Raw genomic sequence first — 25667 nt, forward strand, 5'->3', positions numbered from 1 at the left:
CTGGCCGCCCCCTGTGCGCTCCCTGCGCCATGCCAGGCATAACGCAGAAGATTAACCAGGAGCGCAATGTGCGCTGAAATCACATGCGACAAACGCTTTACCCGGATTAATAGAGTTGCATACCAATAACATTATCTCCGGCACCCCGCAGGCGCATATACCCCAGGCCCGGCAAGCGCAGCGCCGGCGGGGAGGACACCACCGGCGCCATACCTGCCTTTGTGCCGGATGGCGCTACGCTTATCCGGCCTACGGGATCCTTCCGTAAGCCTATACTGCGCCGCCGAGTAACAAACGCCAGGCAGCCTATCTCACGCCTTCTGCTTGGCCTCGGACTCCTGGCTGCTGTTCAGCGCCAGCGAGACCGCCAGCGTCTGGGCCAGACACAGGGAAGCAACCTGCGAACGGAAGCCATCCACCTGCGCTTCACGCACCACAAAGCAGACATCGCTGAAGGCCGCCAGCGGGCTGACCTGGCTGTCGGTAATGGCGATCTGCCGCGCTTTGCGCTGCGCGCCCAGCTCCACCAGCTCGACCACTTCCCGGGCGTACGGCGAGAAGCTCACCGCCACCACCACGTCTTTCGGGCCGACCAGACTCAGCTGCTCGGTGAACATGCCGCCGAGGCCGTCGATCAGAAAGGCTTTGCGATCGAGGTGACGCAGCGCATAGGTCAGATAGGAGGCGACGCTAAACGACCGGCGCAGACCAATGACGTAAATATTTTCCGCCTCGCCCAGCAGGGCCACCGCGCGCTCCAGATCATCGCTGGAGGTCTGCATCGCCAGCTGCTGCAGCGCCTGGTTGTTCACCATCGTGAACATATTGAGGATTTCCGTCGGCGTTTCCGGCGGGCTGGACTCATCGCTGGTGGTCTGGCGGAAAAGACGGGCGCGCTCGGTATAGTTGGCGGTCTCTTCCATCAAATGTTGCTTGAACATCTGTTTCATTTCGTTAAAGCCGCTGAAGCCGAAGGCGTTGGCAAAACGAATCAACGTGGAAGGGGGAACATCCGCCTGTTGCGCAATGGAGGCCACGGTATCGAAAGCCACGCTATTGCTGTTATCAAGGATATAGCGGGCGACCTGTTTCAGGCGTTTGCTTAACGTATCGTAGCGACGCCTGATTTCATCCTGCAGGATGGTCAGCTGTGTTGGGTTATTGGCCATAAAGTGCGCTCTGAGAAAATGGAAGGAATATGGCTTCCAGTGTACCAAATGAAGCGAATTTTTCATTTATTGCGACGAAATACGCGATTCATTTCACGAAGAAACAGAAAAACGCCCGCTCCGCAAGGTGACGGAGACGGGCGTCGGGGGATCAGCGGCGGGCTTCGCGCCAGTAGCCAATAAGCGTCAGGTAGTTGCGTTTCACTTCCTCTATCAGGGCCTCATCGCTGAGCTCACCCTGCATCCAGCGCCGCGACGGCTGGCCAAAGATGGTGCGCCCGACGGCGAAACCTTTGATCATCGGGTGTGCGGCCGCCTCGGCGAAACCGGCGCGCAGTTTGTCGGAAGGCGCGTCAAGCCCGAGGATCAGGATCCCGCGGCTCCACGGATCTTCACGCTCGATAAGCGCGGTGATCTGCTGCCAGCTGGCGCTGGAGAGCGGCGGCAGCTTCCACCAGTCCGGCTTGATCCCCAGCTGATAGAAGTGTTCCAGCATAGTGTGGTAATGGCGCTCGTCTTTGTCCGGGCCATTTTCCGGCAGGATCACCTCCAGCAGCAGTTCATGGCCTGACTTGTTACAGGCCTGCCAGACCTCGAGCAGCAGGGCATCCTGCTCTGCACGCAGCGCCGCCGGGTCGTCCGGGTGATAGAAGACCAGGCATTTGACGACATGCTCCAGCGGCCAGTCGATCAGCTGCGAGCCGATGTTGCCATGCTCCAGACGCAGCGGTCGCGAGCTGGGCAGTTCGATAGGGCGCCCGATCCACCAGCCCTTGCCGGTAATGGCGTTGAGCGCACGCTGGCCGTAGGTACCGTCGGCCAGAATGCCGCTGCGCTGATCGAGACCTGCCTCCTGCGCCGCCGCTTCGGCCGCGGCCAACAACAGCAGCTTGAGCTGCGGAATGCAGGCTTCGTCGCGCCCGGTCTCCCGCGCCAGATCGGCCAGCTGTTTACGATGGTCAAAGGCGAAAATGCACAGCTCCGGCCACTGCTGACGGCGGCTGGTGACCCGGTGCAGGTGGTTGAGGCGCTCGTCGACGTCCGGGCGCGGCACCGATTCGGCGCGCTGCAGGTAGTCATCGAGTTCGACTTTGGTCGGCATCGCCGGCGCGCAGCCGTGGCGGGAGACCACCAGCGCCCCGCAGGCGTTGGCGTAACGGCAAGCCTGCTCCCAGCCTTCGTCGTTGAGCCAGCCGCGCAGCAGACCCGACATAAAGGCATCCCCGGCGCCCAGCACGTTGAGAACCTCCACGCGCACGCCCTGCTGTAGCGGCACCTGGTCCCAGCTGTCCGGGATGTCGCCTTCCAGCACCACGCAGCCCATCGGCCCGCGCTTGCAGACGAGAGTGGCTTTGGTGGCATTGCGCACATTTTTCAGCGCGGTCAGGGTATCGGTGCTGCCCCCGGCAATATGAAACTCTTCTTCGGTTCCCACCACCAAATCGAACAGATGCAGCACTTCCTGCAGCTGGCTGGTGACCGGTCCGGACTCAATGAAACGGGTTTCGCCATCGCCGAGCGAGGTGAGCCCCCACAGCACCGGACGGTAATCGATATCCAGCGCGGTGCGCAGGCCGTGACGGCGGGCGTACTCCAGCGCCTTCAGCACCGCGGCGCGGGTGTTGGCGTGCGACAGGTGGGTGCCAGTCACCGCCAGCGCCCGGGAGGAGGCAATATACTCCTCGCTAATGTCGTCAGGCGTTAAGGCCATATCGGCGCAGTTATCGCGGTAGAAAATCAGGGGGAAGGTCTCCTGATCCTTAATCCCCAGCATCACCAGCGCGGTCAGGCGAGATTTGTCGGTAATCAGATACTCGGTATCCACCCCGGCGCGGTTGAGCGTTTCGCGCAGGAAACGGCCGTTGTGTTCATCGCCAACGCGCGCCAGCATGGCCGATTTCAGCCCCTGAATCGCGGTGCCAAAGGCCACGTTGCCGGAGGAGCCGCCGAGATATTTCGCGAAACTGGCAACGTCTTCTAGCCGCGAACCAATCTGCTGGGCATAGAGGTCGACGGCCACCCGACCTATACAGATGACGTCGAGCCGCTTTACTGCTGCATTCATAGCTAGGATTTCCTTTTTGGTGTCTGCTGCCTGGAAGGGTCGGGATCCCGACGTCGACTCCGTGAACAGCCTGAGGGTTATTGGTTACCCTTAGTTTGAGAAATAAATATTTCATTTGCAAACTCGTTCGAAATTAAAAAACCAAAAGTGTGAGGGATCTACCACTCTGCCGCACTGAGCCTCGCGCGAGCGCGGATCGCCCCCTCTGTCGACCCGGGGGAAAATGAAACGCCAAATGTCATCCATTTACCTATGATTTTTAAGGGGATATTGCCGTCTGGTGCGGCAAAAAAGGGCCCGAAAACGTGTCTGGAATGTAAGTGAAACGTATGAAATGGGTAGAGAGTTTGATCCTTCTCGCAAAATGAAATATTTCTTCTGTATTTGTATTTAATGAAAAAAATGTTTGCCTATAATCCACAGGTATTCCAGTGACGTGAACGACGGCCCCGGCGGCATCGGCGCGACGCCACACACAAATACTGAACAATAAGGATTGTGCATCATGGGCAAACTGAGACTGACAACGGCGCAGGCGCTGGTGAAGTTCCTCGATAACCAGTACCTGGAAGTGGATGGCGTAGAGCTGAAGTTCGTGAAAGGCATTTTCGCGATTTTCGGCCATGGCAACGTCCTGGGGCTGGGGCAGGCGCTGGAGCAGGACAGCGGCGATATGCGCGTCTATCAGGGGCGCAACGAGCAGGGGATGGCCCACGCGGCCACCGGTTTTGCCCGCCAGGCCCTGCGCCGGCAGATTATCGCCTGCACCTCCTCCATCGGTCCGGGAGCGGCCAACATGATCACCGCCGCCGGCACCGCCAGCGCCAACCGCATCCCACTGCTGCTGCTGCCGGGCGATGTCTTCGCCACCCGCCAGCCGGATCCGGTGCTCCAGCAGATTGAACAGAGCTACGATCTCAGCATCAGCACCAATGACGCTTTCCGCGCAGTCAGCAAATACTGGGACCGCATTACCCGCCCGGAACAGCTGATGAGCGCCTGCATCAACGCCATGCGCGTCCTGACCGACCCGGCGGAAACCGGCGCGGTAACGCTGTGCCTGCCGCAGGACGTGCAGGGCGAAGCCTGGGATTACCCGGAATCCTTCTTTGCGCGCCGCGTGCACCGTCTCGACCGCCGCCCGGCCAGCGCCGCGCAGCTGGCGGACGCCGTGGCGGCCATCAAAGGCAGCCGTAAACCGCTGATCGTCTGCGGCGGCGGGGTGAAATACTCCGGCGCGGGCGAAGCGCTGTCCCGTTTCGCCGAGCGCTACGGGGTGCCCTTCGCCGAAACCCAGGCCGGGAAGGGGACGGTGGTCTCGTCTCACCCCCTGAACGTCGGCGGCGTCGGCGAGACGGGCTGTCTGGCGGCGAACCTGCTGGCGAAAGAGGCCGACCTGGTGATCGGCGTCGGCACCCGCTTCAGCGATTTTACCACCGCCTCGAAATGGATTTTCCAGCACCCGGAGGTCCGTTTCCTGAATATTAACGTCAGCAACTTCGACGCCTGGAAGCTGGACGGCATTGCCATGCTGGCGGACGCCCGGGAAGCGATGACCGCTCTCGACGCGGCGCTGGCGGACAGCGGCTGGCAGGCCGGCTGGGGCGCGCAGATCGAGAGCGTGCAGAGCCGTCAGTTAAAAGAGACCCAGCGCGTCTACCAGGCGGTGTGGCAGGAGAAATCCTTTGTGCCGGAGATCGACGATCATCTCGATCGTGAATCGGTGTATCGCGAGTTCCGCCAGATCACCGACTCCACCCTGACCCAGAGCAGCGTTCTTGGGGTACTGAATGAAACGCTGCCGGCCGAGGCGGTGATCGTCGCGGCGGCGGGCAGCCTGCCAGGCGATCTGCAGCGCGTCTGGCGCAACCGCGCGGAAAACACCTACCACGTGGAGTACGGCTACTCCTGCATGGGATACGAAGTCAACGCGGCGCTGGGCGTGAAGCTGGCGCAGCCGCAGAGCGAAGTCTACTCCCTGGTCGGCGATGGCTCGTTCATGATGCTGCACTCTGAGCTGGTCACCTCCCTGCAGGAGCGGGCGAAGATCAACGTCGTGCTGTTCGACAACATGGCCAACGGCTGCATCAACAACCTGCAGATGGAGCACGGGATGGACAGCTTCGGCACCGAGTTCCGCTACCGCCAGCCGGAAACCGGCCAGCTGCAGGGCGGCCTGGTGCCGGTGGACTTCGCCACCATCGCCGCCGGCTACGGCTGCAAAACCTGGCGCGTCACCACCCTGGACGAACTGCGCCACGCGCTGGACGCCGCCCGTCGCGAAACGGTCAGCACCCTGATTGATATTAAAGTGCTGCCGAAGACCATGGTGCACAAATACGGCAGCTGGTGGAACGTCGGGGTCGCCCAGACGGCGCTCTCTGAGCGGATCCGCAAAGTGGCGCAAATGATTAATGAAAAGCGCGCCCAGGCGCGTGATTACTAAAACGAACATCCACTCTGAATCCTACAGACTTACGGAGAAAACCATTATGTCGCTCAAATTAGGTGTCATCGGCGCTGGCGCTATCGGTAAAGAACACATCCGTCGCTGCACCCAGGTTCTGCAGGGGGCCACCGTTGTGGCGGTGTCTGATATCAATGCCGACAACGCCCGCGCGGCGGTCGCGCTGCCGGGCGTGCAGGCGGAAGTCTACGCCGACGGCCACGACGTGATTAACGCCAGCGATGTCGATGCCATCCTGGTCACCTCCTGGGACCCGACCCCCGAAGAGTACACCCTGGCCGCCATCGCCGCCGGTAAGCCGGTATTCTGCGAAAAACCGCTGGCGATGACCGCGGAAGGCTGCCGCCGCATCGTCGATGCCGAAATGAAGGCCGGCCGTCGTCTGGTGCAGGTTGGCTTTATGCGCCCGTACGACGAAGGCTATCTGGCGCTGAAAAAAGTGATCGACGATGGCGATATCGGCGCGCCGCTGATGCTGCGCTGCGCCCACCGCAACCAGTCGGTCTGCGAGAACTACACCACCGATATGGCGATCACCAACACCCTGATCCACGAGCTGGACGTGCTGCGCTGGCTGCTGAACGATGACTACCGTTCCGTGCAGGTGCGCTTCCCGCGCTCCACCTCGCACACCCATGCGCGCCTGAAAGATCCGCAGATCGTCTCCTTTGAAACCAAAAAAGGCACCCTGATCGACGTCGAAGTGTTCGTGAACTGCCAGTACGGGTATGACATCCAGTGCGAAGTGGTCGGCGAAACCGGGATTGCCCGTCTGCCGGAGCCGTCGGCCGTCCAGATGCGCAAGTCCGCCAGCCTGTCGACCGCCATTCTCACCGACTGGAAAGACCGCTTTATCAAAGCCTACGACGTCGAGCTGCAGGCCTTTATCAACGACGTCAAAGCCGGCCAGCTGCACGGCCCGTCGGCCTGGGACGGCTACGCGGCGTCGGTGGCGGCGGACGCCTGCATTAAAGCGCAGGGAACCAGCGAGCCGGTTGAAGTGACGCTGCCTGAGTGCCCGGCATTCTACAAACGTTAAGCGCGTTTTGCTGACGGAACTTCTTTGCACAGGTAACGACGATGAAAATTGCCTTTGATGTGGATGTCATTAAGGACCTCGGGATCACCCGCATGGTCCATCAGGTAGCGGAGTGGGGCTACAAGTACATTGAACAGTCGCCGCACCCGCAGATTAACCCGTTCTACAAGCACCCGCGCGCCAGCCGGGAGATCATGGCGGAGTACAAGCAGGCGCTGCGCGATACCGGCCTTGAGCTGTCGTCGTTTATCTGCGTCTACCGCTGGTCCGGCCCGGACGAACTGCGCCGTCAGGCGGCGGTGAAAAACTGGAAACGGCTGGTGGAAATCGCGGTGGAGATGGACGTTCAGGTGATCAACACCGAGTTCTCCGGCGATCCGAATCAGCCTGAGATCTGCGATGAAATGTTCTATCGCTCAATGGAAGAGCTGTTGCCGATTTTTGAGCGGGAAGGCATCCGCGTGGAGATCCAGGCGCATCCCTGGGATTTCTGCGAAGAGAACAATGAAACCGTCGATATCGTGAAGTCGTTCCGCAGCGATAACGTGAAGTACGTCTACAGCGTGCCGCACACCTTTTTCTACGACAAAGGCGTCGGCGACGTGGCGAGCATGCTGCGCTATGCCGGGAGCGATCTCTCCCATGTCCTGATTGCGGACACCCGCAACCATACGAAACATTGCCGCTATATCGTTAACCCGCCGGGCGTGGATGCCGTGGTGCACCAGCACGTAGGCGTCGGGGAAGGGGATGTGGATTTCGACGCGCTATTCCGCACCCTGCGCGAAATGAAATTCGCCGAGCAGACCTTCAAGGTCGGCGGGGAGCCGATTGTCGCCACCTCGCTGTTTGGCTACCCGGAAAAAATGAAATACCAGGCAGTGGAAACCCGTGAACTTATTGAACGTGAATTGCTGCGCCAGTAAGGCGCAGCGGCAGGAGCCCTACTATGAACAAAGATAACGTCAAACTGGCTATCGCCCCGATCGGCTGGACTAACGATGATATGCCGGAGCTCGGCAGCGAAAACACTTTCCAGCAGATCGTCAGCGAAATGGCGCTGGCCGGCTTTACCGGCAGCGAAGTCGGCAGCAAATATCCGCGCGACCCGGCGGTTCTCAAGCCGATGCTGGACATCCGCGGCATTCAGATCTGCAACGCCTGGTTCAGTACCTTTTTCGCCAACGGCCAGCGGGAAAAAACCATTGATGAATTCGTCAATCACATGAACTTCCTTCATGCGATGGGGGCGAAAGTGATTGGCTGCTCCGAGCAGAGCGGCAGCATCCAGGGGCTGGATAAACCGATCCTCGGCGATGCGAAGCCGTGCTTCAGCGACGAAGAGTGGCAGCGGGTGGCGGAAGGCTATAACACCCTCGGCCGCCTGGCGGCGGAGAAGGGGATGCAGGTCTGTCTGCACCACCACATGGGCACCGGCATTCAGACCACCGCGGAAATCGACAAATTTATGTCGCTGGTGGACGAGCGCGTCTTCCTGCTGTTCGACACCGGCCACGCCTGGTATTCCGAAGGCGGCGAAGCGCCGATGCTGGCGATCCTCAAAAAGTATCTGCCGCGCATCAACCACGTTCACCTGAAAGACGTCCGTCCGCCGGTGATCGACCAGGTGCGCCGCGACGGCCTGTCGTTCCTCGACGGCGTGAAAAAAGGCACCTTCACCGTCCCGGGCGACGGGGTGATCGATTTCCGTCCGGTGTTCAAGCTGCTGGACGATTTTGGCTATAAAGGCTGGATGGTGGTGGAAGCCGAGCAGGATCCTGCCCTGGCCAATCCTTTCGAATACGCCGTCAAAGCGCGCAAATATATCCGCGAAACGGCAGGGATCTAATCGTTGTGACATTTTCAGGCCATACCGGGTATGGCCTGCTTTTTTCCTTTCTCAACCGGACCCAGGGCTTAACCACAGCGCCGGACAGTTCCCTCTCCCTCAGGGAGAGGGCCGGGGTGAGGATGACGATGACGGGTAACGCGTCACTTCACTTCCGCCAGCGCGGTCTTATCCACATACGGTTTCATCAGCGCGTCGGCTTCCTTCTGCGCCGCCTGCACCGCCGCTTCCGGCGTCACTTTGGCATCATTGACCACCGCCGCCAGCTGGTTCTCCATCGCCTTACGCACCGCCACGGTCTCCCAGGTGGAGTACCATGGATGGGCGTACTTCAGCTGCTCAAGGGCGATCGCCGCCCGCGGATCCTGCTGCAGATAGGCCTTCATCTCCGGCGTATCGTATGACGCCTTGCGCGGCGAGAAGTAGCCGGTGAAGCGGCTCCACGCGCCGTTCACCTCGGGGCTCACCAGATAGGTCAGGAACTGATACGCCGCTTTCTTCTGCGCCTCGTTGATGCCTTTAAAGCTCACCAGGCTGGCGCCGCCGATCGGCACCGCACGCTGCTCTTTGGCCGGCAGCATCGCTACCCCAAGCTCAAAATCTTTGCTGTTCTCGCGCATAAAGCCCAGCGCGCCGGTGCTGAGCATCGCCATCCCGAGCTTGCCGGAGAAGAACGCGGCGCTGATCTGCTTCGAGTTCAAGACCCCGGACGGCATCACCTTGTCCTTGTAGATCAGATCCTGCCAGAAGCGCAGGGCGCCGATGGCGGTCGGCGAGTTGTAATAGACCTCGCCCGGATAGTCTTCGTTAAAGTATTTCCCGCCGTTGGCGCGCACCAGCGCCGAGAAGATCCAGCCGCCGTAGTCGTCGTTGGTCGACGGCAGCATGATCCCCCACTGGCCTTTGCTTTCGTCGGTCAGCTTTTTGGCATCGGCCAGCAGCTCGGCCCAGGTCTGCGGCGGCTGTTTGATCCCGGCCCGATCGAACATCGTCTTGTTGTAGTAGAGGATCGGCGTCGAGTTATGGAACGGGATCGCATAGGTGGTGCCCATCACCTGGGCATTCTTATGCATCGCGGGCCAGAATTCCTTGTGCAGAAAATCGCCGGCCTTTTGATCGCCATATTTAAACAGCTCATCCATCGGCAGGATCTCATCCTTCAGCGCCAGATCGGTGGTGAAGTTGGCGGACATGATCACCAGCGCCGGCGGCTGGCCGGCCTTCTGCGCCGATTCGGCTTTGATCTTGGTGGTGTCGTAGTTGCCGGTGAAGATCCCGCGCACTTCGACATCCTGCTGCGAGTCGTTGAATTGCTTAATGACGCGGGTCATCTCCATGGTCAGCTTGCCGTCCACCGGCGCCGGGAACATGAAGTCTATTTTCTCTTTCGCCAGCGCCGCGCCGCTCAGGGCGAGGCTGAGCCCAACCGCGACTAGCGTAAAAGGTTTAAACATGATTACACTCCATCAGTAAATTATGCTGGGTCTCAGCATGAAAAAGATGCACATCGGCAGGCGAGAAGCCGATCGGTAGCGACTCGCCTTTCTCCGGCACCGTGCCGCGGTGGCGGCGGCTAAAGCGCAGGGTGCCGATAGGGGTGCTGACGTGGAGCAGGTAATCGGCCCCCATCAGTTCTCGTTGCAGAACGGTGGCCGGCAGGCGCAGATGGCCCTCCTCCACGCGGTCGGTAATATGTTCCGGGCGAACGCCCAGCCAGACGCGGGTCTGATCCCGGTGGCGCGGCGGCAGCGGATGGCGCTGTTCTCCCAACAGTACTTCACCGTTGGCGCAGGGCAGCGACAGGAGGTTCATCGCCGGCGAACCGATAAACCCGGCGACGAACAGGTTGGCCGGGTTGGCGTACAGATACTCCGGGCGACCGACCTGCTGCACGTGGCCGCCGTTCATCACCACGATGCGGTCGGCCATCGACATCGCCTCGGTCTGATCGTGGGTCACATAGATGGTGCTGGTTTTCAGCTGCTGGTGGAGCGCCATAATGCTGTCGCGCACTTCGCTGCGCAGGCGGGCGTCGAGGTTGGAGAGCGGCTCGTCCATCAGGAACAGCCGCGGATTGCGCACAATCGCCCGGGCCATCGCCACCCGCTGGCGCTGGCCGCCGGAGAGCTTCGCCGGTTTGCGGTCAAGCAGCGCCTCCAGCTGCAGCATCTGCGCCACTTTGTCCACCCGCGGCTGCCAGCTGCTTTTCTCTTCCTTGCGCACCTTCATGCCGAAGGTGATGTTGTCGCGCACCGACAGATGGGGGAACAGGGCATAGTTCTGGAAGATCATCGCGAAGTTGCGCTCGCGCGGCGTGGCGGCGGTGATGTTCTCATCATGCAGCCAGATTTGGCCTTCGCTGACCGGCTCCAGCCCGGCGAGCAGGCGCAGCAGGGTGCTTTTTCCGCAGCCCGACGGGCCGACCAGCACCACGAATTCGCCTTCGTGAATATCCAGCGACAGGGCGCTGAGCGCCGGTTTGCCGTCGAAACGTTTACTGATGTTTTGCAGACTGAGCATAGCGGTTAGCGCTCTTCCGTTGGGCAACTGATGTTTTCGTCGTACAGCCACGGCCCGGCGTAGTGGGCCAGCGAGTGCTGGTAGCTCACCCACTGCTCACCGACCTGACGGTGCATCAGGCACGAGGCCGGGGAGAGGTCGTAATAGGGCCGGGTGTCTTCGTGGCAGTACGGCACCTGATGGACGGTGCCGGGAATGGTGGAGATCAGCGCCTGGCGATACTGGGTCATGGTCAGGCTGTGGTTGTGGCCGCAGAAGATGCGCGTCAGTGACGGGAAACGCTCCACCAGCGCCAGCAGACGGTGGCCGTTTTCGCAGGCGATAGGGTCCATCTGCGCATTGCCCAGCGGCAGCGGCGGGTGGTGCATAAAGATCGTTGCCGGTTTGTCGCCGCCCTCGAACAGCTGGGCCTCCAGCCAGCTGATGGTCTCGTCGGTCAGCCAGCCTTTTGACGTGCCGGCATGACTGGAGTCGATAAACAGCAGGCGGGTGGCGAAGTCATCCACCGCATAGCGCATATTTTGCGGATCGTTGCCCAGCTGCGGGCACAGCGGGTGAAGATGCTCGAGAAAATGGGCTTTGTCGTCGTGGTTGCCGGGGATCAGATACAGCGGATAGTTCAGGCTGCCGAGGATCTGGCGGGCCACCTGATACTCCTCCGGGCGGCCGCAGTTGACGATATCCCCGCTCACCACCACCGCGTCCGGGCTCTCGCGCAGCGCGTTAAGCTGGGAGACCACGTCGGCGTTGGCGGCATTGACGTCGATAAAACCGTACAGCTTCTCGCCGCGGCTGCGGAAATGGGTATCGGAAATGTGCGCTAACAGCATGAATCACTCCTTATTTGATCCCGGAGAAGCCGAAGCTCCGCAGGAACTGTTTCTGAAAAAGGATGAACGCCAGCATCAGCGGCAGGCAGACCATCAGCGTCCCGGCGCCGATGGTGCCCCACTGGCCGCCGGATTCGGCGCCCATGGCGAAGGAGACCAGCCCGACGGTCAGCACCTGCTTATCGGGATCGTTGAGCATCATCAGCGGCCACAGGTACTCGTTCCAGTGGTAGGTAATGCTGACGGTGGCGAAGGCCAGCACCGACGGCCAGGACATCGGCAGCAGTACGCGGAACAGCACCTGCCACCAGCGGCAGCCCTCCATCAGCGCCGCCTCTTCCAGCTCTTTCGGGATGGCGAGGAACGCCTGACGCATCAGGAACACGCCGAACGCCGAGGTGAAGTAGGGCATCATCACCCCGGTAAGGGTGTTGAGCAGGCCGAAGGTTTTCAGGGTCAGCATGTTCGGCACCATCATCACCACCGGCATGATCATCAGCTGCACCAGGAACAGGAGAAACAGCGTTTGCTTGCCGCGAAACTCGTGGCAGGCGAAGACGTACCCGGCGGTGGTGATGGTCAACAGTTGCACGCAGAAGGTGCCGAAGGTGAAGATAAGGGTGTTGGCGTACAGGCTCAGCCAGTCGGCGCTCTGCCAGGCGTCGCGGAAGTTATCGAGGGTCAGCGGCAGGCGCGGCAGCAGCGACGCCATATCGTCGCCGAAGGTGGTGGCGCTGAACGAGGTGGCCAGCATCCAGATAAACGGGCTGACCCACAGCAGCGCCATGCAGCACATTAATACTGTGAGCGTAAAGGGCGACGAGCGGCGCAGGCGCAGCCACAGCGGACGGGCGGCGGCGGGCGTGCGGACCAGCAGCGGCGAGATTTCAGCGCTCATAGTGGGCTCCTTTCTCCAGCAGTTTCAGGTTAATCAGCGAGAAGGCGAACAGCCCGGCCAGCGTCAGGAAGGTGGCGGCGGAGGCTTTACCGAGGTCGTGGGTATCCCAGGCGAGATTCTGGATGTAATAGAGCAGCACGGTGGTGGCGTTGTCCGGCCCGCCGCGGGTCATGACCGCCACGTGGTCGATCTGAGTGATGGAGTAGATCAGCGCGGTGGTGATCACAAAGCTCAGCGTCGGGCGCAGCAGCGGTAGCGTGACCTTAAAAAAGACCTGCGTGCGGGTAGCCCCCTCCATCAGCGCCGCTTCCCGCGTCGAGGCCGGAATGCTCTGCAGCCCGGCGAGGAAAAACAGCATGTAGTAGCCGGCGAACTTCCACACGCCGATCAACGCCAGGGCCAGCAGCGCGCTGTTGCTGCGTCCCAGCCAGTTGTTGTTCATTGGGCCAAACAGCTTCGCCAGATAGTGGTCGAGCAGGCCGAGGCCGGGCATAAAGATAAACAGCCACAGCGCGGCGGCGCTGACCATCGGGATAATCATCGGGAAGAAAAAGGCGGTGCGCAGCCAGCGGTTGACGCGATGGTTCTCGCTCAGGGCGACCGCCAGCAGCAGGGCGAGGGTCACCCCAGGCACCACCGTCAGCAGGATATAGAGCAGGTTATTGCCCAGCGACTGCCAGAAAACGCCGTCGGCAAACAGGCGGGCGAAGTTATCCAGGCCGACGTACTGTGCGCCGTCGCTGGCCATGCGGGTATCAAACAGGCTGTCATACACCGAACGCCCCAGCGGGAACCAGGTAAACAGCAGTAAAAACAGCAGGGAAGGCGACAGGATCAGCCAGGGAAGCCAGGTCTTTCTCATGGTGACGCGCATCTCGTTCAGCCATTTATCGAAGCCCGGATTGTGGGAAGCAATGACTACAGAGGCATGGCGGGGAGATGACGGTTTGATGAAGCGACGGGGGAAACGCCGGGCGAGCGGGCCGCCCGGCGGGAGAGAACCATCAGAAGTCGGCTTTCAGCACCGCGCGGTAGCGGGCTTTGCCTTCGCGAACGTGCTTCAGCGCTTCGTTAATTTGCGACATCGGGAACAGCTCGGTGGTCGGAGCCACTTTGCTGCGCCCGGCAAACTTCATCAGCGTGCGCAGTTCGGACGGATTACCGGTCGCCGAGCCGGAGATGCTGCGGTCGCCGCCGATCAGGGTAAAGGCCGGCACCGGGAACGGCTTCATCACCGCGCCGACGGTATGGAAGTTGCCGCCGTAAGCCAGGGCTTCGAAGTACGGCTGCCAGTCGAGGTCCACCGCCACGGTGTTGATGATCAGGTCGAACTGACCGGCCAGCGCTTTTAAGGCTTCCGGATCGCGGCTGTTGACCACGCGATCGGCGCCCATCGCCAGCACTTCCTGCTCTTTGGCCGGGTTGGAGCTGAAGGCGGTCACTTCCGCACCCATCGCCCGCAGCAGCTTAATAGCGATATGGCCGAGGCCGCCGATGCCGATCACCCCGACGCGGCTGGTGGCGGTGACGTGGTGGGTCAGCAGCGGTTTAAAGACGGTGATGCCGCCGCACAGCATCGGGCCGGCGGACGCCAGATCGATGCTCTCCGGCAGGGGGATCACCCACTGCCAGTCGGCGCGCAGCTTATTGGCGAAGCCGCCGCGGTTGAGAATGGTCGGCACCGAGCCTTCCAGACAGTTGATCTGGTTGCCGCTGATGCAGGCGTCGCAATGGCCGCAGCTGCGCGCCGTCCAGCCGATGCCGACCTTCTGGCCAATCTTCAGCCCTTTATCCTGCGCCGCGCTGCCCAGCGCCGCCACCCGGCCAATCACCTCGTGACCGGCCACCAGCGGGTAGCTCGACATCCCCCATTCGTTGTCGATCATCGACAGGTCCGAATGGCAGATCCCGCAGTATTCCACTTCAACTTCGACATCTTCCGGCTGCAGCTCGCCGGCATCGTATTCCCACAGCGACAGATCGGCGCCCGCTTCTTTGGCGGCGTAGCTTTTAATGATGCTCATGTTCATTTCCTTGGGGTTGGCGTGATAACCCAGAAAGTGTAGAGCATGGTATTCCCCGGCGCTTGGCAATCGGAGGGGTCGCGAAGCGGGCGGACCAGCCGCCCGTTAAGGTCAGCGGCTGGCCAGCGGCCAATGATTAAGGCGGATGCCGCGCTGCGGGGCGTTCTCAGCAAAATCATCCAGCACCGCCCGCACGTCCGGGTCGAGGTAGCCGACGCTGTCGTGCTCGACGATCACCACGCTCTTTTCCGGAATTTTCGCCAGCAGGGCCAGCAGATGCGGATTGTGCATAAAGGTCAGATTCTGCTGGATGCGCAGCACGTAGTGGTCATCGTAGCGCGCCAGCTGCAGCGAGTGGCGATGGCTGCGCCAGAGGCTGAATGCCATCTGGGTGGCAAGACCAATCCCGATCCCCGCCAGCATGCCGCAGGCGATAATCCCGCCGATGGTGGCGAGGAACGGGACGTACTGCGCCGCCCCCTGACGGAACTGCTCGATGAACAGCCGCGGCGTGGCCAGCTTATAGCCGGTATAGAGCAGCACGGCGGCGAGGCTGGCGAGCGGGATTAAGGTCAGCAGGCCGCTGAACCACAGGCCGCAGATCAACAGCAGCACGCCGTGGATAAAGATCGACAGTTTGCTCTGCGCGCCGTTGCTGACGTTCACCGAGCTGCGGACGATCACCGCGGTGATCGGCATCGCCCCCAGAACGCCGGAGAGCAGATTGCCCACGCCCTGGGCGACCATTTCACGGTTCGGCGAAGGCGGCGGATTTTGCGGGCGCAGCTTTTTCAGCGCCTCCTGGCTGAGCAGGGTTTCGAGGCTGGCGACCAGCGCCAGGGTCACCGCCACCACCCACACCGACGGATTACGCCACGCGCTCCATGCGGGAGACTCCAGCTCGCCCAGCAGATCGCCGAGGCTGCCGAACGCCGGCAGGGTGATGCGCGGCAGAGCGGCCAGCTGCTGCGGCGCGGCCTGGGTCATTAATACGGTGGTGACACAACCGAGCAGGACGGCGATCAGCGGGCCGGGGATCCAGCGTAGGCTCTTCACCCGGCGGATAAGCGGCGAACCCCACAGCCAGAGCACCAGCAGGCCGCCCGCGGCGACGGCGATAGCACTGAGGGAGAAGGTGGCGTTACCCTTCACGATATCAACGAGCCCGGTCTCTTCTGCGCTGCCGAGCGCGACGGGGATCTGCTGCATAATCAGCAGGATGCCGATCGCCGCCAGCATGCCTTTGATGACGCTGGCGGGAACGAGGGAGATAAAGCGCCCGGCCCGCAGGATCCCGAACAGCAGCTGCAGCACGCCGGCCAGCACCAGCGCCATCAGGAAGAGGGAGAAGGAACCCAGGGATTCAATGGCGGCGACGACGATGGTGACCAGTCCGGCGGCGGGGCCGCTGACGGCGAAGCGGGAGGGGCTGAGAGCGGTGACGACCAGGCCGCCGATAATGCCGGTCAGCAGGCCGACGAAGGGCGGTAAGCCGCTGGCCTGGGCGATGCCGAGGCACAGCGGCAGGGCGACAAGGAAGACGACGATGCCGGCGAGAGAGTCCTGACGAAGCGTATTCATGGGGCGTGCTCCTGCGGTGAGAGGTGTTCGACGAGGGTGGTTAAATGGCCGGAAGCCAGATCGTAGACGCAGCCGTGCAGGCTGAGCGGCCGCCCGCTGGCGAGCACCGTCTGCACTGGCTCACTCTCCAGCAGACGGGCGAACTGGGCGCGAACGTTGGCTTCCACCAGCGCATCAAGGGCACGGCGAGACGGCTCCGCGTCGGAACTGGCGCTGGCGCCGGGGGAGGCCTCAACACCACACCCATCGGCGATCTGCGCAATTTCGTGATGCAGGGTGTGGCGCAGCTGGCCGATGCGGCGAGCCAGCGCCGAGGATTCCTGCGCCAGCGGCAGGGTGGGCAGGGAGAGCGCCGCCTGCACGCCGCCGCAGCCGTAGTGGCCGCAGAGCACCACCCGCTCCACCTCAAGGTAGTGGAGGGCATATTGCAGGACGCTCATAACGTTGTCGTCGGTGGGGTCGAGCATGTTGGCGATATTGCGGTGGACAAAGAGCTCGCCGGGCTGGCTGCCGGTGAGCACCTCGGCGGGAACGCGGCTGTCGGAGCAACCGATCCACAGCGAGTGGGGCCGCTGCCCGTCGACCCATTTTTCGAAATAGTCCGGGTCATGCTGACACTTCTGCAGCGCCCAGCTGCGGTTGCGGGCCAGCAAAGGTTTTAACGTCGTCACAAGTATTCTCCTGAGTTAATTCATCGAGTGAATATGTCCATCAAGACTCGTACAGCGACTAGTAAAAATAGTGTTTACCGGAACCCTTCACGCCTGAGGAAAATCCTGGATTAAACGGCAAAAAGAAAACTTTTCATTAATGTAAAGTTATAAAAATATTGATGAAATTAATACGCAGCTGCGGGAACGGATGAATAACAAAAAGGCATTGGCTAAAACTTTCTGGAATATATGGGAATGGTGGGTGGTGGGGTTGGTGAGATATTTGGCGATTGGTGAGGGGATTTGTTTGGGGAGAGATGGATTATGATAGGGATGCAGGTGAGAGTGAAATGAGAAAAATTTGAGATAAGTTTGAGTGGGGTTTGGGAGTACTGGGGGAGAAGGGAGATGGCTGGCAGGTGGAGCTGGGTTTGCGGGAGGGGACGATGAGGATTGCTGGTGGCAGTTGCTCTATGGAACGGTAGCAAAAGGTGACGCCGCGCAGGATAGCGCTGTTTTTTTCAACACTTAGCGCAATGACGACACGCTGTCGCTTGCATGACCGCCGCCGACAGGTATAATCCAGAACGTTTCCGCATCCCCTTCAGTGCCGAAGTGGCGAAATCGGTAGACGCAGTTGATTCAAAATCAACCGTAGAAATACGTGCCGGTTCGAGTCCGGCCTTCGGCACCATATGCGAAATTAAGTCACCTAAGGGTGGCTTTTTTTGTGCCTAAAATCAGTGAATTACTTCTTTTCTGCTCATTTTTCATTCTCATCGTATCTGATGGTATCTGCGGGTATATCGCATAAAGCGGGATATAAATATGTATATCCCAAGTTCGATTTAGGGCGGTATACAGTTTTGGTTAAAAAATGACCTTATATGCTTTGTGTTGCAAATATGCTGGATAGAAATGAGCATTAGTAGTGAGAATTGGTACTACCGATAGTTCAAGAGTATGTATGACCTCTGTTCTGTAAATTACTTCATGCGTACACCGATCTGCGAGTGTACAGCTAAAAGGCAGATTAGCGTCCGTTCTGTGTCAAAAACTGCCCCTGTCTTTTTGTTAACCGCACCACCAATTGTATGGATGTTTTCTATATATCAAGCTACATTGAGATAGCTATTTAATGGCTTAAACAATAATAGACACTATGCTCAGGAAGGAAAAGCGCGGATGCCAATACCTATACTCTATACAGAACGCTTACTGTTAAAACCATTATCCTCAGATGATTCCTCACAAATTCAAAAACTTTATCCTCGCTGGGAGATTGTTCGGTACATGGTTTCATCAGTACCATGGCCCTATCCGGATAATGGTGCCGAGAATTATGTCAATAACGTGGCCTTGCCTGATATAGCAAATGGAATCGCTTGGATCTGGACTATCAGACATCGTGAAACACCTGACAACCTGGTAGGTTTAATCTGTCTGTATGATGTTGAGGATAATAATCGAGGATTTTGGTTAGCTCCGGAGCATCAGGGAAAAGGATTTATGCGCGAGGCCTGTAATGCAGCTACAGATTATTGGTTTAATTCTTTAAATAAGACTGTATTGCGTGCGCCGAAAGCGGCTCTCAATAACCGTTCCAAACGTATTTCAGAAAGCAGTGGCATGCGGCTCATCAGGACTGAAAAGAAAGCGTATGTCAGCGGTATTCTGGATTCTGAGCTATGGGAAATTACCCGTGACGAATGGAATGCTCGTAAGGGTGGATAATACGATTATGTCACGTCTGCTTATCGCTCATAGCGGACCTTGGGGTCTTGCTTTCTGTCCGCTATGTGCCAATTGCAGACGTTGTTGCACTGCAAAAATATCTTGTCCGGATCAAGGTATCGCCACCACTTGTTAGGTGGATTAATCCGTATTTATAACAAATACAATTCCCGGCTGTACCTATAAGCTGTTGTCAGTTATACAAAAGCGATGTAGTGTTCCACACATTAAATTTACAAACGTGGAAAAGTCCGTGTTTAGATACAGATTTTTCCGCTGAATAACCGCATATTTACAAGGGTTTATCATGAGTAAGTGGCTATTAGACAGGCTATTTGAAGCCGGTGATCAGGCAGAGCCCCGGTTTGCGTTTCAGGGGACTGTAAATTGGATGAGGGCCCTTGCCGAAGTCGTTAACGGTGGCGCTTGTGCCGATGATAAACTAAATGATTTATATGCTCGGGTACAACGTAGACCTGTCAATCGTGAAGCTGATACGCTTGTTTTTGAGAACACAATGATGGCCTTACATAATCTGTCATCTTTGAAAAGTATGAATAAAGATGTCGAAGATAAATATGACATATGTCGTTCAGCTATTATTTCTTGGTATTACAGTATCTATTTTTCCGCTAGCGCGATGGTTGCAGCATCTTCTGGTTCTATTCAAGAGACACATACAGCCACAGCAAAAGTTTGGCAGTCAGATATCGCGGAAAAAAAACTTATCCCATATCCATTTAATCTTCTTCTAACTAGTTTAGTTTCAAACACTGCTGATGCCGAGATTGCTGCATATAGAGGTGCTAACCGTTTCGACCTGAATGATAGAGCTTATGATAATGAAACTGCTCATGGTGCACTGGTTTCCTATCTAAAGGGGACTCATGGCTACAAAAAGTGGGAAACAGAAGAGAGGGTGAGAACTTCTCGTGATTTCAAAGCTCTTGGTGTTGACAACTTTCGCACGAAAGCTGCTCGCGAAGTTCGCGATCACGCACTAGAAAAAGGACAAGTTAATTTCCTTATTCAGGCATTTAGATACCGTGGTAAAGCGAACTATCGTGACTCTATATTTTTATCCTACGGTGACAACAACGAAGCTATTATAGAAGAATTTATCCAAGATTTGTATGACGTCGCTATTGGCTTCATTAGGGCTACTTCGCATTATTGCAGTCGAAGAGTCGAGAGAGGTACGTGGGCTGAGTTTGTCGAGGATATTTCTGATAACTCAAGGTTGTCTATTGACTCTGTCGTGCTTGAAATATAACAAACAATTTAAGAATGGCTCAGCACGCTTGGCATTTTCAGTTTGGTTCAAATTTAGTGATTAAGGTATTCAAATTGAGTATGGTGAATACGTGCTTCACACTTTAATTGGGCGTTAATGCCCGCTTTTCGCTCAAAGCAGCCCTTCACTTCTTTAACAAAGGCTCAGATAACCTTCAAATGACTCCCAAATGGCAGTCATTTGACATGCAAATGAGTCTCAAATGACAGTCGTTTAACCTGCAAATAAGCCTCAAATAATTGTCATCAAAAATCATGATGTTACGGGTAGTAGAGACAAAAAATTTCATACGCCTGAAGGCTTACAAAAAATGCATCGCCTGAAGGCTCACTCGATCAAGGTTTTTACCCCCAATGACGCTATGCGTTATATAAAGAAAAGGCCTGAAGGCCTTGAGGGGCAAGGGCTGGAAGGCAAAATGCGCAACTTAATTGATGCAACGTTGATTTTGTTATTATTTTTTACTAACTTATAAAGCATGAAAGCCGCTCATGAGAGCTGTCAGGGCTAATACTGACAACATTAACTTTTGATGGCAAAGTCTGGCCGATAACAGACACATAACTTCGCTGTAACGGCAAAACCTGGCCAAAACAGGTATCAAATCTATGGCTTTTGTAACTTTCAGTAAGTTATGAATAAATACAAGCCTTAAATCTATCAAATATATTAAATATATGAAGGTGCGTCTCACAGTGTCATTATCTTGATAATGTGGTGTTTTATAAGCATTTTCTTAAATTTATTAAATCTAACGCAGAACCCCAATCTAGCGGGTGCTATCTCCTGCGGCAAAAACGTATAAAAACTATTTCGGGGCGAGACCAGTCCGAGCCCGTCTGAATCAGGCAAACCGGGGCGAACAGGCGCTATGGATGATGATATCTATGGTGGTCGCTGGCTATAGCATTACAGGTCAGATGTTCTTACAACTCACTATTAGTAGGCACTTATATTATGTTTGATGCAAAAACGATAGTCATAAAATTGCAGGAGGAGACTAGGCTACGCAGGAAACGGCCTTACCGGCGTAACCAATCACGTCTGGATAGATATCGGGTAGAAATTCTCGCATTAAAACATCACGGAGCTTCTGCCGCTGAAATTCAGCGTTGGTTAAGACAAAAAAGAGTCTGTGTTGTTTTAACTACGGTTACGCGTTGGCTGGAGAAACATCATGGCTAGATTTTCATCTGAAAAGACGGATCGAGACATAGCTAAACGTCAGGCTGCTAACGTAATGAAAGTTTTGCAGGTTACTGCTTTTCGCTCCGTCGGAACAGTGAGGAATTATCAGGCAGCACTTACACGTATTGCTCTCTATTTCAGAACCAATGGTGGAGTGAACCTACAGGACATCACGCCGGAAATGGCAATCCAATTCCTCCACAGTAGGGCTGCCTCTGTTGGCCAAAAAAGTCTGGATATGGAACGTCAGGCCCTACAGGCGATGATGCTACACCTGACACGAGTTTTACCCGATGGCCAAACATTGAGAGTAGTTCGTTCTCTGCATGAACAGTCCTTGTCATCCAGATCCTATACATCAGAACAAATTGAAATTATTGCATCCCACCAGTCAGACAAAAACCGCTTAGCCACGCGTATTGCCTATAACGCAGGATTACGCAGTCATGAGCTGTTTTCTCTACGTGAATGGCGGTATCGCGAACCTAGTGCCCGGCCTGCGTCAGATAAGAAGTTTATGGGGCGGGGCGGCGTATCATACACAGTCCAGGGTAAAGGAGGGCTGCTCCGGGAAGTCAATATCGCATCAGAATTAGCAGAAATGCTGGAGAGCAGGATATTAGCAGAACCGGTAACGGTGACGGACCGAGGCATTCATTATCAGCAATATTATGCGATTTCTGCGGGCCAATCTTGGAGTCGATCATTCAGCAATGCCAGCACCAGAGCATTGGGATGGTCAGCGGGGAGCCATGGAACGCGACACAGCTATGCCCAGGAACGTATGGCCGAGCTACAAGATTATGGGTGTTCCTATGACGAGTCACTGGAAGTAGTGAGTCAGGAAATGGGCCATTTTAGAGCAGAAATCACCAAAACTTACCTGAGGTGAAAAGAATTTAAATCTTTTGTTTTGTGATAACCCTTATTAATGCGGAATAATATTCTGTTAATGGTTGGTTTTATTTTATTAAAAATTACATTCATTCAATTTATTAATATTTTCTGATTTGTTTTTTAAAAGTGCTATTCGACCCTGGTAACACTCGTAGTAGCTTGGATATGTGGCCAGTGATTACCAGATTTGTTTGTATCTAAAAATACAATCGGAGAATTAATTATGTTGCTGACAGATGCATTTATCAAAAAACAGCTGAGAGAGTTAAACGCTAAAAAATTAGCTGGGGAGAGTATCGAAAGAGAGACGCGCTTATCCGATGGTGGAGGGCTATATCTATTGCTCAAATCCAGCGGCAGCGCTTATTGGCGATTACGTTATCGCTTCCAGGGTGAGGACCGTTTGACCTCATTTGGTGAGTACAAATATGTTCCTCTGGCTTTGGCTCGTGAAAAACGAGAAGAATATAAAGCCAATATAGCAAGAGGGATTGATCCACGCGGAATAAAAGATCAGGAAAATGTCTTAACTTTCCGAGAAGTCGCCATGCAGTGGCACGATAGTAATCGACAGTGGTCACCAGAGCATAGTCGGCGTATTTTAAAATCCCTGATGGATGAGGTTTTTCCTCAGTTAGGTGAAAGCAATATTAAGTCCCTTAATGCGCAGGAGCTATTACAGCCCGTAAAAATCATTCAGACATCAGGGCGTTTAGAATTAGCTTCTCGTATTTATCAACGCATTAATTCTATTATGACATTGGCGGTTGATAATGGATTATTAGAGTTTAATCCTATTGCCCATAAATCTGGCGCATTAATAAAGAAAAATTTAGTCCATCGTCCGGCTCTGGAGTTGGAAAAACTTCCTGATTTATTAAGGAGAATTGATGAATATAAGGGGAGGGAATTAACGAAGCTAACAATTCAATTCCTGTTGCATACCTTTGTCAGATCGAGCGAAATGCGTTTTGCGCGCTGGGATGAATTTGATCTGGAGAATGCTGTATGGACCATTCCCTCTATCAGGGAGGAAGTACCCGATGTTAAATTTTCATATCGTGGTTCTAAAATGAAAACACCTCATATTGTGCCATTGAGTGATCAGGCACTGAAATTAATTAAAAGTATTAAGGAGTTTACCGGAAACAGAATATTTGCCTTTACCAGTGATCACTATCCCAAAAAACCAATGAGTGAAAATACCATTAATCATGCATTGCAAACGATGGGATATAACACCAAAAAAGATGTTTGTTCTCATGGATTCCGTACGATGGCCTGTAGTGCACTTATTGAGTCAGGGAAATGGAGTCGGGATGCCATTGAACGACAGATGAGTCATCAGGAAAGAAATAATGTTCGTGCGGCTTATATTCATAAAGCCGAACTTATTCCGGAAAGGATGAAAATGATGCAGTGGTGGTCTGATTATTTAGAAAAAATCAGCCATGAATTTCATCATCCGTATTCTTTTGAAAATAACAAATAACTTATTTATAACGAGAGGTAGTCATGGAAAAATTATTATCATTTAATCAGGTTATGGATATCACAGGTTATTCACGACCGCGTATTTATGAGTTGATAAAGCAGGGTTTATTCCCAAGGAAGATAAAAATAGGGGCAAGTAAAGTCGCTTTTATCGAGAGTGAAGTAAATGACTGGGTTCAGAATAAAATAGCCACTTCTTTACGATAATCTAACTTCCAAAAAATAACTGTCTTTTCTGGCAGTGGGTAACTATTGCCAGAATATAATTAATTTTAATATGGGTATCAGAAATGAGTCATGCAAAAAATAACAGAAACAGACATGAACACGTCATCAACAAACTACCCATCAGCGTAGGATCGGATGGCTATGATAAACAAAATAGCTATGTGATGAAAAATTATATAACAGAAAATTCTTTATGCAGTATTTACGGGCCGAGTGGATCTTATAAAAGTTTTCTTGCTATATCGTGGGCGTGCCATATCGCAACTGGTATTGAGTGGTCTGGTAATAGAGTCAATCCGGGGGTTGTGATTTATATTGTCGGTGAGGGGGGGATTGGGGTTAGCCGAAGAGTAAAAGCATGGGAAAATATCTACAATAAAAAAGTCAGTAATCTTATATTAGTCAACCGACCGGTGTTTCCTGCCGATCCCTCAGAACGGCGTGATTTACTGAATGGGATAAAATACATTGAAGGGAAATGCCGATTACCTGTCAGATTGATTATTTTTGATACGCTAGCACGTTGTTATGGCAATCTGGATGAAAATAACTCGCAAGATATGGGCCGTCTGATTGTTGGATGTGATGCTATAAAAAATGGAACATCAGCCAGTGTCCTTCTTGTACATCATTCAGGTAAAGATGAAACGAAAGGTGCCCGAGGCTCAAGTTCATTAAAAGCGGCACTGGATGTTGAATTTAATGTGAAAAAAGATAAAGAAAACCAATCGCTAATTTTGTCCTGTACCAAAATGAAAGACGCGGAAGAACCAAAGTGTCATGCTTATAAATTGCATGAATCAGAGTTGTTTATAGATAGTGACGGCGAAAGGATTTCTTCTCTGGCGGTCATTGATCATGCTCGAAAAGCAATAAACCTATACCCTGAATTATCACATGTTTCAAACCTGACTGATAATCATAAAGCTGTTTGGGAAATGATTCATAAAATTTTTTCAGACGGTGGGAGATGTACTAAAAAAATGCTTCGTGACGATTTGAAACAACGAGGGATTGAGGTTAAGCACTTTCACCGATGGGTGAAAAAATTTATTGATGATGGAATGTTAATAGAAAATGGTGAAGAACTACTACTCGTAAAGCAGTAAATTTTTTCATATATCTTACTGATGTAAAATATATTTTTGGGATTTTAGATTTATCAACTTTTCGTGTGATATACCCAAAATAATTTAAGTTGCAGCCAACGCATCTGCAGCTTGAAGTATGACGGTTATAGAAGGTTTTTCCTGCCGCCTCATTACATTCGTTGGCCAACGCCTCACGACCGGACAATAAATTGCCCTGCCGTGAGGCGTTTTGCTTATTGCCTATGCGTAGCGAATACCATCTCCGGTTGACGGGGCTTCTGAGCGAGGTTCTGGTGTTATGTGATGTTAATGAAGGGCTAAAGGTGCCGCGGCTTCTAGGTCTGGCTATGACTCACATTAGCGTATCGGTGTGGCGTAATGTGAAGCGGTGCAGAGGGTAATTCCATGCACTTTCTCTTGATAATATAATCTTTAGCTTATATTATCACTCTATAAGTCATAGCTTATAAGTGGATGGTATGTAGACAGTACTTTTTAGCCAACGATTTGATGATTGGTTAAGCGAGTAGGATGACGCGCTTCAGGAAAAAGTGCTGGCGGATTTGGGCAAGTTACAGATGTATGGCCCTGAGTTGCCCAGACTCTATGTGAGAAACGGTAATGACTCCAACTTACTGATAGTGTT

Annotated in this window: 21 protein-coding genes, 1 tRNA gene and 1 pseudogene; 13 read left to right on the forward strand and 10 right to left on the reverse strand. The window is 54.9% G+C overall.

The genetic code is table 11. The features are described 5' to 3' along the window. Window positions 1–311: 311 nt before the first annotated feature. Together HMPREF3140_RS10600 and HMPREF3140_RS10605 are read right to left on the reverse strand one after the other, a co-directional pair. Window positions 312–1169 (reverse strand): MurR/RpiR family transcriptional regulator, encoded by an 858-nt coding sequence (locus HMPREF3140_RS10600; RefSeq protein WP_004152190.1) that lies wholly within the window; start codon window positions 1167–1169, stop codon window positions 312–314. Window positions 1170–1320: 151 nt separating this feature from the next. Beyond that, a complete protein-coding gene (locus tag HMPREF3140_RS10605) occupies window positions 1321–3234 on the reverse strand; it encodes a bifunctional 5-dehydro-2-deoxygluconokinase/5-dehydro-2-deoxyphosphogluconate aldolase (protein WP_004146797.1) in 1914 nt (637 codons plus the stop codon). A 505-nt stretch (window positions 3235–3739) separates the two neighbouring features. On the opposite strand from HMPREF3140_RS10605, the gene iolD reads away from it, so the two are divergent. The 4 genes from iolD to iolE are packed head-to-tail and all read left to right on the forward strand — an operon-like array spanning window position 3740 to window position 8589. Then, the gene (gene iolD, locus HMPREF3140_RS10615) at window positions 3740–5680 is read left to right on the forward strand and encodes a 3D-(3,5/4)-trihydroxycyclohexane-1,2-dione acylhydrolase (decyclizing) (RefSeq protein ID WP_004186736.1); all 1941 of its coding nucleotides are present in this window, start codon (window positions 3740–3742) and stop codon (window positions 5678–5680) included. A gap of 46 nt (window positions 5681–5726) precedes the next feature. After that, a complete protein-coding gene (locus tag HMPREF3140_RS10620) occupies window positions 5727–6740 on the forward strand; it encodes a bifunctional inositol 2-dehydrogenase/D-chiro-inositol 1-dehydrogenase (RefSeq protein WP_070552981.1) in 1014 nt (337 codons plus the stop codon). Between the two features lie 41 nt (window positions 6741–6781). Further along, the gene (locus HMPREF3140_RS10625; protein WP_021314296.1) at window positions 6782–7666 is read left to right on the forward strand and encodes a sugar phosphate isomerase/epimerase family protein; all 885 of its coding nucleotides are present in this window, start codon (window positions 6782–6784) and stop codon (window positions 7664–7666) included. Window positions 7667–7689: 23 nt separating this feature from the next. Continuing rightward, window positions 7690–8589 (forward strand): myo-inosose-2 dehydratase, encoded by a 900-nt coding sequence (gene iolE, locus HMPREF3140_RS10630; RefSeq protein ID WP_002886970.1) that lies wholly within the window; start codon window positions 7690–7692, stop codon window positions 8587–8589. Between the two features lie 143 nt (window positions 8590–8732). On the opposite strand, the gene HMPREF3140_RS10635 is transcribed toward iolE, so the two are convergent. The 8 genes from HMPREF3140_RS10635 to HMPREF3140_RS10670 form a co-directional block, all read right to left on the reverse strand. Then, entirely contained in the window at window positions 8733–10043 is a 1311-nt protein-coding gene (locus tag HMPREF3140_RS10635) for an ABC transporter substrate-binding protein (protein WP_019724870.1), read from the reverse strand. Further along, window positions 10036–11109 (reverse strand): ABC transporter ATP-binding protein, encoded by a 1074-nt coding sequence (locus HMPREF3140_RS10640; RefSeq protein ID WP_023317451.1) that lies wholly within the window; start codon window positions 11107–11109, stop codon window positions 10036–10038. Before HMPREF3140_RS10640 ends, HMPREF3140_RS10635 begins: the two co-directional genes overlap by 8 nt. 5 nt (window positions 11110–11114) lie before the next feature. Further along, window positions 11115–11939, reverse strand: coding sequence for a phosphodiesterase (locus tag HMPREF3140_RS10645; protein ID WP_020802663.1), 825 nt, complete (start codon window positions 11937–11939; stop codon window positions 11115–11117). 10 nt (window positions 11940–11949) lie between these two features. Continuing rightward, window positions 11950–12837: a carbohydrate ABC transporter permease gene (locus tag HMPREF3140_RS10650; protein WP_019705529.1), complete on the reverse strand. Its 888-nt coding sequence runs from the start codon at window positions 12835–12837 to the stop codon at window positions 11950–11952. After that, window positions 12827–13711, reverse strand: coding sequence for a carbohydrate ABC transporter permease (locus HMPREF3140_RS10655; protein WP_023159708.1), 885 nt, complete (start codon window positions 13709–13711; stop codon window positions 12827–12829). Before HMPREF3140_RS10655 ends, HMPREF3140_RS10650 begins: the two co-directional genes overlap by 11 nt. A gap of 130 nt (window positions 13712–13841) precedes the next feature. After that, complete coding sequence (gene ahr / locus HMPREF3140_RS10660; protein ID WP_004178400.1) at window positions 13842–14861, reverse strand: NADPH-dependent aldehyde reductase Ahr; 1020 nt, start codon at window positions 14859–14861, stop codon at window positions 13842–13844. A 111-nt stretch (window positions 14862–14972) separates the two neighbouring features. Then, a complete protein-coding gene (locus HMPREF3140_RS10665) occupies window positions 14973–16442 on the reverse strand; it encodes a SulP family inorganic anion transporter (RefSeq protein ID WP_032412891.1) in 1470 nt (489 codons plus the stop codon). After that, window positions 16439–17113: a carbonic anhydrase gene (locus tag HMPREF3140_RS10670; RefSeq protein ID WP_023288172.1), complete on the reverse strand. Its 675-nt coding sequence runs from the start codon at window positions 17111–17113 to the stop codon at window positions 16439–16441. The genes HMPREF3140_RS10665 and HMPREF3140_RS10670 overlap by 4 nt, the downstream gene beginning before the upstream one ends. Window positions 17114–17704: 591 nt before the next feature. Between HMPREF3140_RS10670 and HMPREF3140_RS10675 the strand changes: the two genes are divergently transcribed. From HMPREF3140_RS10675 to HMPREF3140_RS28305, 9 genes and pseudogenes are all read left to right on the forward strand, one after another. Continuing rightward, window positions 17705–17789: transfer RNA gene (locus HMPREF3140_RS10675), tRNA-Leu, on the forward strand. 491 nt (window positions 17790–18280) lie between these two features. Then, window positions 18281–18829, forward strand: coding sequence for a GNAT family N-acetyltransferase (locus HMPREF3140_RS27260; RefSeq protein WP_023320124.1), 549 nt, complete (start codon window positions 18281–18283; stop codon window positions 18827–18829). 307 nt (window positions 18830–19136) lie between these two features. Beyond that, a complete protein-coding gene (locus HMPREF3140_RS10680) occupies window positions 19137–20102 on the forward strand; it encodes a hypothetical protein (RefSeq protein ID WP_032412893.1) in 966 nt (321 codons plus the stop codon). Between the two features lie 331 nt (window positions 20103–20433). After that, a complete protein-coding gene (locus HMPREF3140_RS28725; RefSeq protein ID WP_158610281.1) occupies window positions 20434–20598 on the forward strand; it encodes a hypothetical protein in 165 nt (54 codons plus the stop codon). Window positions 20599–21300: 702 nt separating this feature from the next. Next, complete coding sequence (locus HMPREF3140_RS10685; protein WP_032412895.1) at window positions 21301–22203, forward strand: site-specific integrase; 903 nt, start codon at window positions 21301–21303, stop codon at window positions 22201–22203. A gap of 228 nt (window positions 22204–22431) precedes the next feature. Next, window positions 22432–23700 carry a tyrosine-type recombinase/integrase gene (locus tag HMPREF3140_RS10690; protein WP_064162469.1) on the forward strand — a complete coding sequence of 423 codons (1269 nt, stop codon included), beginning with the start codon at window positions 22432–22434 and terminating at the stop codon, window positions 23698–23700. A gap of 23 nt (window positions 23701–23723) precedes the next feature. Beyond that, window positions 23724–23909, forward strand: coding sequence for a helix-turn-helix transcriptional regulator (locus tag HMPREF3140_RS27270; protein ID WP_071579748.1), 186 nt, complete (start codon window positions 23724–23726; stop codon window positions 23907–23909). Between the two features lie 83 nt (window positions 23910–23992). Next, on the forward strand, window positions 23993–25039 hold the full coding sequence (locus HMPREF3140_RS10695) for a helicase RepA family protein (RefSeq protein WP_065809785.1): 1047 nt from the start codon (window positions 23993–23995) through the stop codon (window positions 25037–25039). 470 nt (window positions 25040–25509) lie between these two features. Continuing rightward, window positions 25510–25667: pseudogene (locus tag HMPREF3140_RS28305) on the forward strand (type II toxin-antitoxin system RelE/ParE family toxin); the annotation flags it as partial.

Origin of the sequence: Klebsiella sp. HMSC16A12 (genome assembly GCF_001808265.1) — a bacterium.
Taxonomy (GTDB): Bacteria; Pseudomonadota; Gammaproteobacteria; order Enterobacterales; family Enterobacteriaceae; genus Klebsiella; species Klebsiella pneumoniae.